Consider the following 13,033-nt stretch of genomic DNA (forward strand, 5'->3'; position numbering starts at 1 on the left):
CGTCGGTCCCCAGCTCATGCCGCTGCGACCGTCCACGAGAGCAACGCCGCACCCTGTGGGGAAGCTCGTAGCTGTCCTTGATCGGAAGAGGACCTTGCTCGGGCTTGCTGCTGTCGATCAGGACGGTGCGCTCGACCTCTTCGGGGGTGGCATGTGGAAGGTCAACGGACCTTCCGAGGCATTGAGGAAGAGCGAGATCACCTGGATCTCACCCGATTCCATCTCGCAGGCGCGGCGCATTACAAGGGCACGGCCGTTGGTGTTGTCCCAATCTTCCGCCGTGAGTTGCTGGCCGCGCTCGTCCCACCATTCGATGTCCTTCAGCCCTTCGGCCGGCGTGTCGTCGCCGTAGAGGAAATTGCCGGCGCGCAGCATGCCGTATTCGCGGCGCAGCGCGATCAGGCGCGCGGTGAAGTCGATCAGCCCTTCGCCCTCAGGGGACTTGGCCTTGTCCCAGTCGAGCCAGCTGATCTCGTTGTCCTGGCAATAGGCGTTGTTATTGCCGTTCTGCGTGCGGCCGAACTCGTCGCCCGCGACCAGCATCGGCGTGCCTAGCGAGGCGAACAGCGTCGTCAGCATCGACCGCATCACGCGCTGGCGGGTCTCCAGGATCGCGGGGTCGTCCGTTGGTCCCTCCACGCCCCAGTTGCGCGAGCAATTGTTGGAATGGCCGTCGTTGTTGTCTTCACCGTTCGCTTCGTTGTGGCGCTCTTCGTACGCGACGGTGTCGGCGAGCGTGTAGCCGTCATGTGCGCCGAGCAGGTTGACGCTCGCCCAGGGACGGCGGGCGCGGCGATCGAACAGGTCGGCCGAGCCGGTCAGGCGCGCGGCTAGATCGGCGCGCTGCGCGTGGTCGCCGCGCCAGAACTTTCGCACGGTGTCGCGGTACTTGTCGTTCCATTCGGCGAACCCTGGCGGGAAGTTGCCGAGCTGATAGCCGCCGGGGCCGATGTCCCACGGCTCGGTGATCAGCTTCAGCCTGCCAAGCACCGGGTCCTGGCGGAGCACGTCGAAAAAGCCCGCGCCGGGATCGAAGCCGGTGTCCGTCCGGCCGAGCGTCAGGCCGAGATCGAAGCGGAAGCCGTCGATGCCGAAGCTGGTCGCCCAGTAGCGGAGCGAGTCCGCGACCATCTGGATCACGCGCGCCTTGGTGAGGTTCAGCGTGTTGCCGGTGCCAGTGTCGTTGATCGAGTAGCGCGGGTCGTCCTTGACCAGCCGGTAGTAGCTGGCGTTGTCGAGTCCTCGCCAAGATAGCGTCGGGCCCTGTTCGGAGCCTTCGCAAGTGTGGTTGTAGACGACGTCGAGGATCACCTCGATCCCGGCCGCATGCAGCCGGCGGATCGAGCGGCGGAGTTCGTTGTGGCTGTCGGTCGCGAAGAACGAGCGCTCGGGGGTGAAGAAGTTGAGGGTATTATACCCCCAGTAATTGCGCAGCCCCTTCTCCTGGAGGAAACGGTCCTGGATGTAGGTGTGGATCGGCAGAAGCTCGAGCGCGGTGACGCCGAGGCGCTTGAGGTGATCGATGACCTTGGGATTGCCGAGCGCCGCGAAGGTGCCGCGCTCGGAGGGCTGGACCTCCTCGAACAGCTTGGTCAGGCCCTTGGTATGCGCCTCGTAGATCACCGTCTCGGACCAGGGCGTGTTGGGCCGCACGTCGCGCGACCAGTCGAAATGGCTGTCGGTCACGACGCCCTTGGGCATCGTCAACGCGCTGTCGCGGCGGTCGAAGCTGAGATCCGCACGCGGCGACTTCACCTGATAGCCGTACATCGCGTCGGTCCAGCGGAGTTCGCCGATCATCTGCTTGGCGTACGGATCGAGCAGCAGCTTGTTCGGGTTGAAACGGTGGCCTTCCTCGGGGGCATAGCGGCCATAGGCGCGATAGCCGTAGACCAGGCCGGGCTGCGCGTCGGGAAGATAGCCGTGCCAGACTTCGTCGGTCCATTCGGGGAGCGCATAGCGCTTCAGCTCGCGGCGGCCGGTTTCGTCATAGACACACAGTTCGATCTTTTCGGCATTGGCGGAATAGACTGCGAAGTTGACGCCGAGGCCGTCGAAGGTCGCGCCGAGGGGTAGGCCGAGCCGGCGTCGAGCGTGTCGGGCAGTAGATGCAATGCGAAGACCCTTTTCGTGTCGTAATCGTCTCGCTGCGGACGCGGCTTTACCGCGGTGCAGCATTCCTTGCCGTGAAACCCGTCCGCCGGTTCCTATGTTCCGCTCGCAGCAGCGAGTTTTCGCCGCACGTTCTCAGATTTCAAGGAACATCCATATGCCTTTTTCCATCCGATCGATCCACGCATGAGCGGCCCGAAACTGTTCGAGCCGCTCACGGTCGGCAATCTGACGCTCGCCAACCGGATCGTGATCGCGCCGATGTGCCAGTATTCGGCGGAAAACGGCTGCATGAACGACTGGCACCAGATCCATCTGGGGCAGCTCGCGCTGTCGGGGGCTGCATTGCTGACGATCGAGGCGAGCGCGGTGCTGCCCGAAGGACGGATCACGCATGGTGACGTCGGGCTGTACGACGATGCGACCGAGGCAGCGATGGCGCGCGTAATCGAGAGCGTCCGGCGCTGGTCCGACATGCCGATCGCGATCCAGTTGTCGCATGCCGGGCGCAAGGCGTCGTGCGAGGTGCCTTGGAAGGGTGGACTCCAGATCGCACCGAGCGCGCCGAATGGGTGGCAGACCGAAGGACCGTCGACGGTGCCGTTCCTGCCCGAGGACAACGCACCGGTCGCGCTCGATGCCGACGGACTGGCGCGGGTGCGCGATGCGTTCGTGGCGGCGACGGTGCGCGCTGCTCGGCTGGGGATCGACGCGGTGCAGTTGCATGCGGCGCATGGCTATCTGTTGCACGAATTCCTCTCGCCGCTGTCGAACCGGCGCGAGGATGAGTATGGCGGCAGTCTCGAAAATCGGATGCGGTTCCCGCTCGAGGTGTTCGATGCGGTTCGGGCTGCGTTCCCGGCCGAGCGTGCGGTGACGATGCGGGTGTCGGGGACCGACTGGGCCGAGGGCGGCTGGGATTCGGAGCAGACGGTCGCGTTCGCCAAGGCGCTCGAAGCGCGCGGGTGCAGTGCGATCCATGTCTCCAGCGGAGGCACGACGCCGGCGCAGCAGATTCCGGTCGGGCCGAGCTATCAGGTGCCGCTGGCGCGTGCGGTGAAGCAGGCGGTGTCGATCCCGGTCGTCGCGGTCGGGCTGATCACTGATTTCGAGCAGGCCGAGGCGATCGTCGGGACCGGCGATGCGGACATGATCGCGCTGGCCCGGACGATTTTGTATGATCCGCGATGGCCTTGGCATGCGGCGGCGCATCTTGGGGGAAGGTGAAGGCGCCGAACCAGTATCTTCGGTCGCAGCCGCGGCAGTTTAAGGATCTGTTTGGGGGTAGAGGCGCTCTTGCGATCCTCCCTCGCCAGGGGAGGTGGCGCGGAGCGACGGAGTGGGAGGAACACGCAACATTGGTTGCGCCTGCCTCCCCTCCGTCAGGCAAGTGCCTGCCACCCCCCTGGCGGGGAGGATCAATCAGTTCCGCTCCGGTACGAGCGATGATGGTTGGCAGCTTACCCCGCGACGGTCATCACCGATCCGGAGTCCACGCGGATATCCGCGCCGTTGATGAAGCTCGCCCGCTCAGAGCACAGGAACACGATCGCCGACGCGACCTCTTCCGCCGTGCCGCGGCGCTTGAGCGTCATGCCGGGGCGCTCTTCCTCGAGGAACGTCTCGATCGCTTTGTCGAAGCTCACCCCTTCTCGTCAGCGCGCTTCTTCATCATCTTGTCGGTCATCGGCGTGGCGATGAACGCGGGCGACACGGTGTTAACCAGCACGTTGTCGCAGCCATAGGCCTTGGACAGCCCCTTCGAGAGGCTCGAAATCCCGGCCTTCGATGCGCAATAGGCGAGTTCGTCGACATAGGGCTGCACCGCATCCTCCGAGCTCATCAGCACGATCCGGCCCCATTTCGCGGCGCGCATCGCCGGGATCGCCTCGCGGCAGACGCGGACGGCGCCCATCAGGTTGATGTCGAGCGTCGACTGCCAGCCGGCATCGTCGACGTCGAGGAAATCGCCCGTCGCGCCGGTCACGCCCGCGCAGTTGACGAGAATGTCGGGCTCGCCGAGCTGCGCGCGGACCTTGGCGAACAGCGCCTTCACGTCGTTAGGCTTGGTGAGGTCGGCCTCGATCGCGATCACCTCGCCATGCGCCTTCAACTCCGTCGCGCTCGCGTCGAGGTCACCACCGGGCTGATCGGTGATCGCGACGCGCACGCCCTCCTGCAACAACATCCGGGCGGTTTCCTTGCCCATGCCGCTGTCGGCCCCGGTGACGAGTGCGATCTTGCCTGCGATATCGAGGTTCATGGTCGTATCCTTGTCGGAGTGTAGGTCATGCCCAGGCCTTGGGCCCGCCATCGTCGAGCGCGCGGTCGAGGTAGAAGGCGGCGCTGATCAGCGCGAGGTGGCTGAACCCTTGCGGGAAATTGCCGAGGAAGCTGCCGTCCTGCGCGATTTCCTCGGCGAACAGGCCGAGGTGGTTGCCGTGCGCGAGCAGCTTCTCGAAATTCCAGCGCGCTTCGTTCAGCCGCCCTGCCCGCGCGAGGCATTCGACGTACCAGAACGAACAGGCGACGAACGTCCCCTCCCGCCCCGGCAAGCCGTCGTCGATCGTGTAGCGATACACCTGCCCATCGTCGGACAGGTCTTCGCCGATCGCCTCCAGCGTGGCGAGCCATTTGGGGTCGGTTGGGCCGATGAAGCGCACCAGCGGCATCATCAGCAGCGCGCCGTCGACCGCCATGTCCTCGGGCGCATCGCCGATCGCGCGGACGAAGCGGCCTAGGCCGTCGTTCCAGAAATTCGCCCAGATGTCCTCGTTGATCGCGGTCCGAACCTCCGACCAGCGCACTAGCGGTGCGGGCAGCGAGCGTTTCTGCGCCAGCCGCACCGCGCGATCGACCGCGACCCAGCTCATCAGCCGGGAATGGAGGTAGTGCTTCTTCGGCCCGCGGACCTCCCAGATGCCGGAGTCCGGCGTCGCCCACGTCTCGCAGACCTGATCGACGATGCGGCAGATCGCCATCCAGGAATCATGCGCGATCGGCTCGCCATGTTTGGTGCCGAGATAGGTCGCGTCGAGCAACGCGCCGTAGATATCGTGCTGCGTCTGGTCCTTCGCCTCGTTGCCGACGACGATCGGCGACGCGCCCTCGAACCCGGCGAGATCGAGCGGACGTTCGTCGGCGATCGGGCCGCCGTCGAGCGCATACATGACGCCGAGATGGCCCTTCGAACACGCCTGCGCGCGGTCCATCGTCCAGTGGAGGAAGTCGACCGCCTCGCTCTGGAAGCCGAGGCGCAGCAGCGCATAGACGGTGAACGAGGAATCGCGGATCCACGTCGCGCGGTAATCCCAGTTGCGGACGCCGCCGGGCGCCTCGGGCAGGCCGAAGGTGGCCGCCGCGGCGATCGAGCCATGGCGGCGCGAGGTCAGCAGTTTGAGCACCATCGCCGAGCGCTCGACGGTCTCGCGCCAGCGGCCGCGATAGCGCGACTGGCGGCTCCATGTCCGCCAATAGGCGATGTCCTTCTCGACGATCGCATCGAGCGCCTCGGTGTCGAGCGAGACGTCGTCCGGGTTGCTAAGGATCAGCGAGACGGTATCGCCTTCGCGCAATGCGATCTCGGCCGTGAGGTCGCAACCGTCCGCGACCAGCGATGCCGCGCCGTGAAGTGCCAGCGCCAAGCCCGTCTCGTGATCGAACCGCCCGCGCGAGACGTCGGCGCCGTTGATGGTAACCGACGCCTTGCGCCCCGCCGCGCCATAATCGAACCGCGGCGCACACCGCACACGGATCGTCGCCGCCCCGCGCGTGCAGGTCAGCCGTCGCACCAGCCGGGGCGGTGCATCGTCGACGTCGTTGCCGACCGGCATCAGGTCGACGAGGTCGATGCTCGCCGCATTCGCCATCCAGCGGGTGAGCAGGATATTGGTCTCGGGCAGATACATCTGGACGATGTTCGCGCCGGGCAGCTCGGGCTCGACCGCGAAATGCCCGCCCTTCTCGTCGTCGAGCAGCCGCGCGAAGACCGAGGCGCTGTCGAGACACGGCCAGCAGAGATAGTCGATCGTACCCGCCGTATCGACCAGAGCAATCGTCTCCAGATTGCCGATCGCGCCATGATCCGCGATGGGTATGGCGGGCTTGTCGCCAAGCTCACCCATTGTTGCGGAAGCCGGGATACAGGCTCATGCCGCCATCGATAGTGAGCGTCGACCCTACGATATAGTCAGCGGCATCGGAGACGAGGAACAGGGCGGCGCGGGCGACATCCTCGGGGTCGCCGATCCGGCCGTAGGGGATCAGTTCGAGCAGCTTGTCCTGGTCGGCGGTGGCGTCCGCATTGATCTCAGTCGCGATCGCGCCGGGGGCGATGCCGTTCACGCGGATGCGGTCGCCGGCGATCTCCTGCGCGAGCGTCCGCATCAGCATCCCGCTGCCGCCTTTCGACGCGGCGTAGTTGGCGTGGCCCGCCCAGGGAATGACCTCGTGCACCGAGCTCATGAACAAGATCTTGCCGATCGGCCGGCTGAAGCCGCGGTCGCCCTGCTTGCGGAACCGGCGGACCGCCTCGCGCGACACGAGGAACTGCCCCGTCAGGTTGACGTCGATGACTCGCTTCCAGTCCTCCAGCGTCAGGTCGGCATAGGCCGCGTCCTTCTGCATGCCGGCATTGGCGAAGACGATGTCGACGCCGCCGTAGCGCTCGACCGTCTCGTCGAACAACTTCAGCACCGCCGCCTCGTCGGACGTATCCGCCTTGCACGCAAACGCTTCGCCGCCCGCCTGCTCGATCGCCTCGACCACCTCGCGCGCCTTGTCCGCGCTGCTGTTGTAATTGACCGCGACCTTTGCGCCGGCCTTGGCAAAGGCGATGGCGGAGGCGCGGCCGAGCCCGGAACTCGCGCCGGTGACGATCGCGGCCTGGCCTGTCAGGTCGATGTTCATGGCTGGTCCTTCGCTTGGGGATTTCACTGGAGGCATCGCCGCTCAACGCGCCCCGCGGTCAGTTTCTCCAAGGCTCCATGAACCGTTCGGCAATCGCGCTGATCTGCATCAACCGTCCGATTTCGGTGCAACTCTTACGGCTCGCCACGCGCTGTGGGTCTTGAGTAGCTACGAGGACGGCACATGACCAAGACCATCGCCAAGGATACCGGCACGCCACCGAAAGGTGACACGTTCGAAACGCAGATCGGCGAAGGCGGCGAACTGCACCAGATCGCCAGCGGCGAAGGCGCCGTATTGACGACGCAGCAGGGCATCCCGGTTGCCGACGACCAGAACTCGCTGAAAGTCGGTGATCGCGGGCCGACGTTGCTGGAGGATTTCCACTTCCGCGAGAAGATCTTCCATTTCGATCACGAGCGTATTCCCGAGCGCGTCGTTCATGCTCGCGGTTACGGCGCGCACGGCACGTTCACGCTGACCGAGAGCCTGGAAGAATTCACGAGCGCCGGCATCCTGACAGAAGTCGGCGAGCAGACGCCGATGTTCCTTCGTTTTTCGACGGTGGCGGGCAACAAGGGCTCCGCCGATCTGGCGCGCGACGTGCGTGGTTTCGCGGTTAAGTTCTATACCAAGGAAGGCAATTGGGATGTCGTCGGCAACAATATCCCGGTGTTCTTTATCCAGGACGCGATCAAGTTCCCCGACCTGATCCATGCCGCCAAGCAGGAGCCCGACCGCGGTTTCCCGCAGGCACAGACCGCGCATGACAATTTCTGGGACTTCATCAGCCTGACGCCGGAATCGATGCACATGGTCATGTGGATCATGTCCGACCGCACCATCCCGCGCGGCTTCCGCTTCGTCGAGGGCTTCGGCGTGCATACCTTCCGGCTGGTCAACGCCGAGGGTAAGGGCACCTACGTCAAGTTCCACTTCAAGCCCAAGCTGGGTCTCCAGTCGGTCGCGTGGAACGAAGCGGTCAAGATCAACGGTGCCGATCCCGACTTCCATCGTCGCGACCTTTGGGACGCGATCGACCAAGGTAACTTCCCCGAGTGGGACATGGGCGTGCAGTTGTTCGACGACGAGTTCGCCGACAATTTCGAGTTCGACGTGCTCGATGCGACGAAGGTCATTCCCGAGGAGCAGATTCCGGTCCGGATCATCGGCAGCTTCAAGCTCGATCGTCTGGTGGACAATTTCTTCGCCGAGACCGAGCAGGTTGCGTTCTGCACGCAAAACATCGTGCCGGGGATCGGTTTCACCAATGATCCGCTGCTGCAGGGCCGCAACTTCTCGTATCTCGATACGCAGCTGAAGCGTCTAGGTAGCACCAACTTCACGCATATCCCGATCAATGCGCCGAAGATTCCGGTGAACAATTACCAGCAGGACGGCCACATGGCGATGCATGCCCGCAAGGGTCGTGCGAACTATGAGCCGAACAGCTGGGAAGGCACGCCGCGCGAGAGCCCGACCAAGGGCTATAAGCACTTCCCGTCGCAGGAGACGGGGCGCAAGGCACAGGTCCGTTCGGCGACGTTCGCCGATCACTACAGCCAGGCGCGGCAGTTCTTCATTAGCCAGACCGAGATCGAGCAGAAGCACATCGGCGATGCGCTGACGTTCGAGCTGTCGAAGGTCGAGCGGGTCGATATCCGCGAGTTGATGGTCGGGCATCTGCTCAACATCGACGAAAAGCTGGCGAAGACGGTCGCGACCGGGCTCGGCCTCAAGGCGATGCCCCCCAAGGCGAAGGCTGCGGTCGAGCCCCGCACCGACCTGCCTGCTTCGGACGCGCTCAGCATCCTGAAGAACACTACCGGCAGCTTCGAAGGTCGCAAGCTGGGTATTCTCGTCACCGACGGGGCGCCGGCTGCGATCGTGCAGGCTCTGGTCGATGGGATCGTCGCGGCGAAGGCCACGTACGAGATCATCGCGCCAAAGGTCGCTGGCGCAACGCTCGACGACGGGACGCTCGCGGAGGGCAAGCAGAAGATCGATGGCGCGCCATCGGTACTCTATGATGCCGTCGCGATCGTCGTGTCGGCGGATGGGGCGAAGAAGCTTGGCAAGGACAAGACCGCCAAGGACTTTGTCAGCGATGCGTTCGGGCATGCCAAGTTCATCGGCTTTAACGCTGACGCAAAGCCGTTCCTCGAAAAGGCCGGCATCGAGGACGAGGACATGGACGACGGCGTGATCGCGCTGGGCGGCAAGGGCGATGTCGATGCGTTCCTCAAGACGCTCGGCAAGCTGCGCATCTGGGATCGCGAACTGAACGTCGATCTCGACGCTCCCGCGTTCGAAGACCCCGAGGCGGCTTGATCGCTTCGATAAAGCCTAAGGCAACGCCACCGTACGCTCAGCGTGCGGTGGCGGTGGCCATTCCCGTCAAGAACGAAGACCAGTATCTGGGCGGATGCCTAGACGCGCTGGATCGTGCGGCGGGGCGCTACGGTGGCGAAGTCGTCATCGTCGCGATGGCGAACGATTGTACCGATGGGACGATCGAGATTTTGAACACCTGGCGGCCGAACCATGCAACGCTTGCATGGTCGGCCGTTTCGCTTTACCGGGCGCTCGGCACGCCGGTTGGGCGCGGCGCCTGGCGCTCGATGCAGGCGCGAACCTGCTGACCCATCATACCGATTTGCTGCTGTCGACCGACGCGGACACGAACGTCGCGGCCGACTGGATCGTGCGGATCGTCGCGCACATCGATGCGGGCAACGATGCCGTGGCCGGACGTGCGCTGACGCTCAAGGCAGATCGCGCATCGCTGGGCGTCACGGCACAGCATCGGCTGGACCAGCTCGGACGCTATTACACCGCGCTCGATTATCTTCGCGCTCGCGCTGAGACGCAGCCACATGATCCTTGGCCTCGCCATTTCTACGAAGGCGGCGCGAGCATCGCGGTCACACACGCGATGTACCGTCGGATCGGTGGTGCGCCCACGCCGTCCGTGGCAGAGGACCGTGCGCTGTTCGACCGCATCCGCGCGCATGGCGGCCAGGTGCGCCACCCGCTGAACGTGCGCGTGTTCACGTCCTGCCGGATCTCTGGTCGCGCGCCGGGCGGCATGGCCGATGCCGTGGCGCGGTGGATCGATCAGCCGATCGACGCACCGTTGCACGAAACCTATGCCGTGGTGGCCGCGCTCAACCCCGCGGTAGCCAGGCCGGACGATCAGTTGAGCTTTGCGACTTTGCCTGCGGCGATCCGGGAGGCGCAGTCGCTGATTCGCCTAACCCGCACCTTCGAGCCGCCAGAGATCGAGCCGGTACGCCTCGTGCCGGTCGCTGCGAACGACCGCGACGCGATCGTCGAGCGCAGCGTGCAGTTCGGCAACGGCCTCGTCCCCGCTTTTGGGATAATCGGTCTCGCCGATCCAATGGACCAGCATCACATACCCGCCTGACACCACCGCGCCGCGCAGATAGCCTGCGAGCCGGACGATGTCGGCGCTGTCCCAGTAATAGACGACCTCCGACAACATCACGAGATCGAAAATCCCCTCGGGCGCTTCGTCGGGTAGGCGGCGCTGCTCGATCGTCACGTTCGGCTGATTTGCACACCGCGCACGCGCCGAGGCCAGCGCGGTCGGTGAGACGTCGACCGACAGCAACGCGTCGCACCGCGAACCAAGCTGGGTTGTCAGCACACCATTCGCGCACCCGACTTCCAGCGCATTGGCGAACCGCGGCTGGGGCAAGGCGGCGAGCGTCTCGGCGTATTTTGCGGCTTCGTACGCGCTGGTTTCGAAGTCCCAGGGATCGCCCTTGTCCTTATAGAGCGCCTCGAAATAGTCGGGGGCGATCGAGTGTTCACGACGCACGGGGATCTCCAGCAATAGGGTTGTGGGCCGATCGAGCAGACGGAGCATCCTGTCGGGGAGGCGGAAGTTCTCAGCGGCACCGACGATACGCCCGCCGCGCTGGCTGCGGTGGCATGCCATCGCGCGACGTTGTTGCGGCCTGGCCGCCGCCGTGTCGATCGAGACGACGCGGTGACGGCGGACACGCTCGACTACGTCCGCAACGGTCCAGCCCCAGACGACATAGTGATACAGGCGAACCGCTATACGCCGCGCGACTGCATCGGCGAGGGCTGCGGCGGCCTCGTGATCGCAGTGCGGCTCGCCGTCCCACGTTACCGCGATCCGGCGTATATCGCGGGCGCGACACCAGGTCGCCAGGCGATCCGCGGTGCGTTCGAAGCGCGGGTCGCCGGGTTTCGGCGGGGCCGCATCGGGCCAGTCGAGATGCAGCGGGGCCTCTCCGCCCAGCAGGCGCAACGCGGCGGCGGCTTCGGTACGGCGTAACCCGGCGATACGCGTGCGGCTCCAACCCGGTGCGTCGGGGTGTGATCCCGCGCCATCGGTCACGAATGCGGTATGCGCGCGTCCCCGCTGGCAGCGAGCGCGGCGATCAGTGCACCACAGCCGAGCGTCTCGTCATCGGGATGCGGCGCGAGGATCAGCCACGGACCTTGCGCCGCGGCTGCCTTGGCGGACATCGGTCGGGCGCGACGGAAGAGTGTGCTCCAGGCGCGATGGCCCGGCGCTACCACCACCGATCGTCGCCCCAGCAATCCTCCTCCAGCCATGCCGCCGCCGCCCGATCGCGTGCCTGGTCGGGCACCGGCTGACGCAAATACAGCCCGAGATCGCGGGTGATCCGGTCGATCCGGCTGGCGGCGAAGAAGGACGCGGTACCGACCGAGCGCGCCGCCGCCTCCATCGTCTTCAGCCCCGCCTCCTCGACGATGCCGCGGGTCATCAGCACGAACGGGATCGCCTCGGTCGCGTGCGCCTCCGCCAGATGCGCGGCGCGACGTACCCAGAGGCCGGCGCTGCGCGTCTCCGTCAGGCAGGTGGCGAACCGCGCACGCTGGACCGCGTCGTCGCCCTTGCCGGTCGCGACGAGGTGATCGCGCAGATGCCGGACCAGCGCCTCGACCGCGCCGAGCTGGACCGCGGTGAACCGCCATGCGCCGGCACTGAACCGCGGCTCGGTTTCGTACACGTCGGGGGCGCCGATCATGCCCTCGGCACCGATCGGCATGTCGGAGAAATCGAACAGGCCGCTGCACGTGCCGCGCATGCCGCGAACCTGCCATCCGCTATTGTCCGCGCGCGCGGTTTCGCCAGCGATCGGGACGAGGACGAGTTGCTTGCCGCCGGTCGCGTCCCGCGCGGTCACCAGGATGCGATCGAGGTGCCCCGCCCCGGTTGCGAAACTCTTGCGGCCCTGGAGCAGCCAGCGACCGTCGCCGTCCGGGCGGATCGACAGACCGGGCTGCGGCTCGGTGTTCCAGACCCCGTAGACGCGACCAGCCTCGAGATCGCTCTCCAACGTCCGCCGCTGGGCGTCGTCGCCATAGGCCGACACGAGCTGCGCCGCGTTCACATGGCCCTCGAACACGCGACCGAGGCTGAGATCGGCGCCACCGATGGCGCGCAATACGTCGACCAGCGCGTCGGTCCGTTCGGGAGACGAGACGTCGACGAAACCGGCAAGCGCTCCTACCTCGTGCAGCGCGGCGACGCGCTCGGCGGGGAACACCTCGTCTCCGTTGGTGCGATCCCAGTCGGCTGCCAGCGCGCGGACCGCCTCCAACGTCGTCCAACCCTGTGGATGTGCGGGCGATCGTGCCGGTGATGTCATGGCCAGTGGATCAATCCCCGCGCGCTGCGAACCATGCGATACGGCCGCTGTGCCAGTAGAACGCCGGAACGCCGCGAGCGTTGCGTGTCTGGGCCTCGGCGACGGTTAACCAGATCCAAATTCGCCCAAAACCTTTGGTTAACGCTTGGCCGGCATAGTCGCGCGATCGGAAGGGACCGGATCGATGGCACAGAAACAGGATGTCTTCGCGCTGGTCGGCAAGCGGATGTGCGCGTCGCCGCGGCATGGCGATCTCGCTACCGGGTATGACGTACCCCCGATCGCGGACCTGATCCGGCGGATCGACCGTGCGCTGCTGGAACGCCGCGCGGCCTGAA

The 13,033-nt window shown here is 65.6% G+C and carries 9 protein-coding genes and 2 pseudogenes; 4 read left to right on the top strand and 7 right to left on the bottom strand.

Annotation, left to right across the window (positions count from 1 at the left end):
* Window positions 1-117: 117 nt before the first annotated feature.
* A complete protein-coding gene (glgX, locus tag AC0IX7_RS07980; protein ID WP_471811148.1) occupies window positions 118-2,178 on the bottom strand; it encodes a glycogen debranching protein GlgX in 2,061 nt (686 codons plus the stop codon).
* A gap of 120 nt (window positions 2,179-2,298) precedes the next feature.
* Here glgX and AC0IX7_RS07985 point away from each other — a divergent pair.
* Window positions 2,299-3,392, top strand: a pseudogene (locus AC0IX7_RS07985) (NADH:flavin oxidoreductase/NADH oxidase); the annotation flags it as partial.
* Between the two features lie 180 nt (window positions 3,393-3,572).
* Here the strand turns inward: AC0IX7_RS07985 and AC0IX7_RS07990 are convergent.
* The 3 genes and pseudogenes from AC0IX7_RS07990 to AC0IX7_RS08000 all read right to left on the bottom strand — a co-directional run bounded on the left by AC0IX7_RS07990 (window position 3,573) and on the right by AC0IX7_RS08000 (window position 7,020).
* Window positions 3,573-4,375: pseudogene (locus AC0IX7_RS07990) on the bottom strand (SDR family NAD(P)-dependent oxidoreductase).
* Window positions 4,376-4,400: 25 nt separating this feature from the next.
* On the bottom strand, window positions 4,401-6,236 hold the full coding sequence (locus AC0IX7_RS07995; protein ID WP_471811149.1) for a glycoside hydrolase family 15 protein: 1,836 nt from the start codon (window positions 6,234-6,236) through the stop codon (window positions 4,401-4,403).
* The gene (locus AC0IX7_RS08000; protein ID WP_471811151.1) at window positions 6,229-7,020 is read right to left on the bottom strand and encodes a glucose 1-dehydrogenase; all 792 of its coding nucleotides are present in this window, start codon (window positions 7,018-7,020) and stop codon (window positions 6,229-6,231) included. The genes AC0IX7_RS07995 and AC0IX7_RS08000 overlap by 8 nt, the downstream gene beginning before the upstream one ends.
* A gap of 183 nt (window positions 7,021-7,203) precedes the next feature.
* Here AC0IX7_RS08000 and AC0IX7_RS08005 point away from each other — a divergent pair, with 183 nt between their 5' ends.
* Window positions 7,204-9,351, top strand: a complete 2,148-nt coding sequence (locus AC0IX7_RS08005) for a catalase (RefSeq protein WP_471811152.1) — start codon at window positions 7,204-7,206, stop codon at window positions 9,349-9,351.
* A gap of 53 nt (window positions 9,352-9,404) precedes the next feature.
* Window positions 9,405-9,662 (top strand): hypothetical protein, encoded by a 258-nt coding sequence (locus tag AC0IX7_RS08010; RefSeq protein ID WP_471811154.1) that lies wholly within the window; start codon window positions 9,405-9,407, stop codon window positions 9,660-9,662.
* Between the two features lie 611 nt (window positions 9,663-10,273).
* On the opposite strand, the gene AC0IX7_RS08015 is transcribed toward AC0IX7_RS08010, so the two are convergent.
* From AC0IX7_RS08015 to AC0IX7_RS08025, 3 genes are read right to left on the bottom strand one after another with little or no spacing between them, the layout of a single operon-like run.
* The gene (locus AC0IX7_RS08015; protein WP_471811156.1) at window positions 10,274-11,413 is read right to left on the bottom strand and encodes an SAM-dependent methyltransferase; all 1,140 of its coding nucleotides are present in this window, start codon (window positions 11,411-11,413) and stop codon (window positions 10,274-10,276) included.
* Window positions 11,410-11,544: a PIG-L family deacetylase gene (locus AC0IX7_RS08020; RefSeq protein WP_471811158.1), complete on the bottom strand. Its 135-nt coding sequence runs from the start codon at window positions 11,542-11,544 to the stop codon at window positions 11,410-11,412. Before AC0IX7_RS08020 ends, AC0IX7_RS08015 begins: the two co-directional genes overlap by 4 nt.
* Window positions 11,545-11,591: 47 nt before the next feature.
* Window positions 11,592-12,695 carry an acyl-CoA dehydrogenase family protein gene (locus AC0IX7_RS08025; protein WP_471811160.1) on the bottom strand — a complete coding sequence of 368 codons (1,104 nt, stop codon included), beginning with the start codon at window positions 12,693-12,695 and terminating at the stop codon, window positions 11,592-11,594.
* Between the two features lie 184 nt (window positions 12,696-12,879).
* On the opposite strand from AC0IX7_RS08025, the gene AC0IX7_RS08030 reads away from it, so the two are divergent.
* On the top strand, window positions 12,880-13,032 hold the full coding sequence (locus AC0IX7_RS08030; RefSeq protein WP_471811162.1) for a hypothetical protein: 153 nt from the start codon (window positions 12,880-12,882) through the stop codon (window positions 13,030-13,032).
* Window position 13,033: the final 1 nt, after the last annotated feature.

The sequence above is a fragment of the Sphingomonas sp. AC411 genome (genome assembly GCF_979253035.1).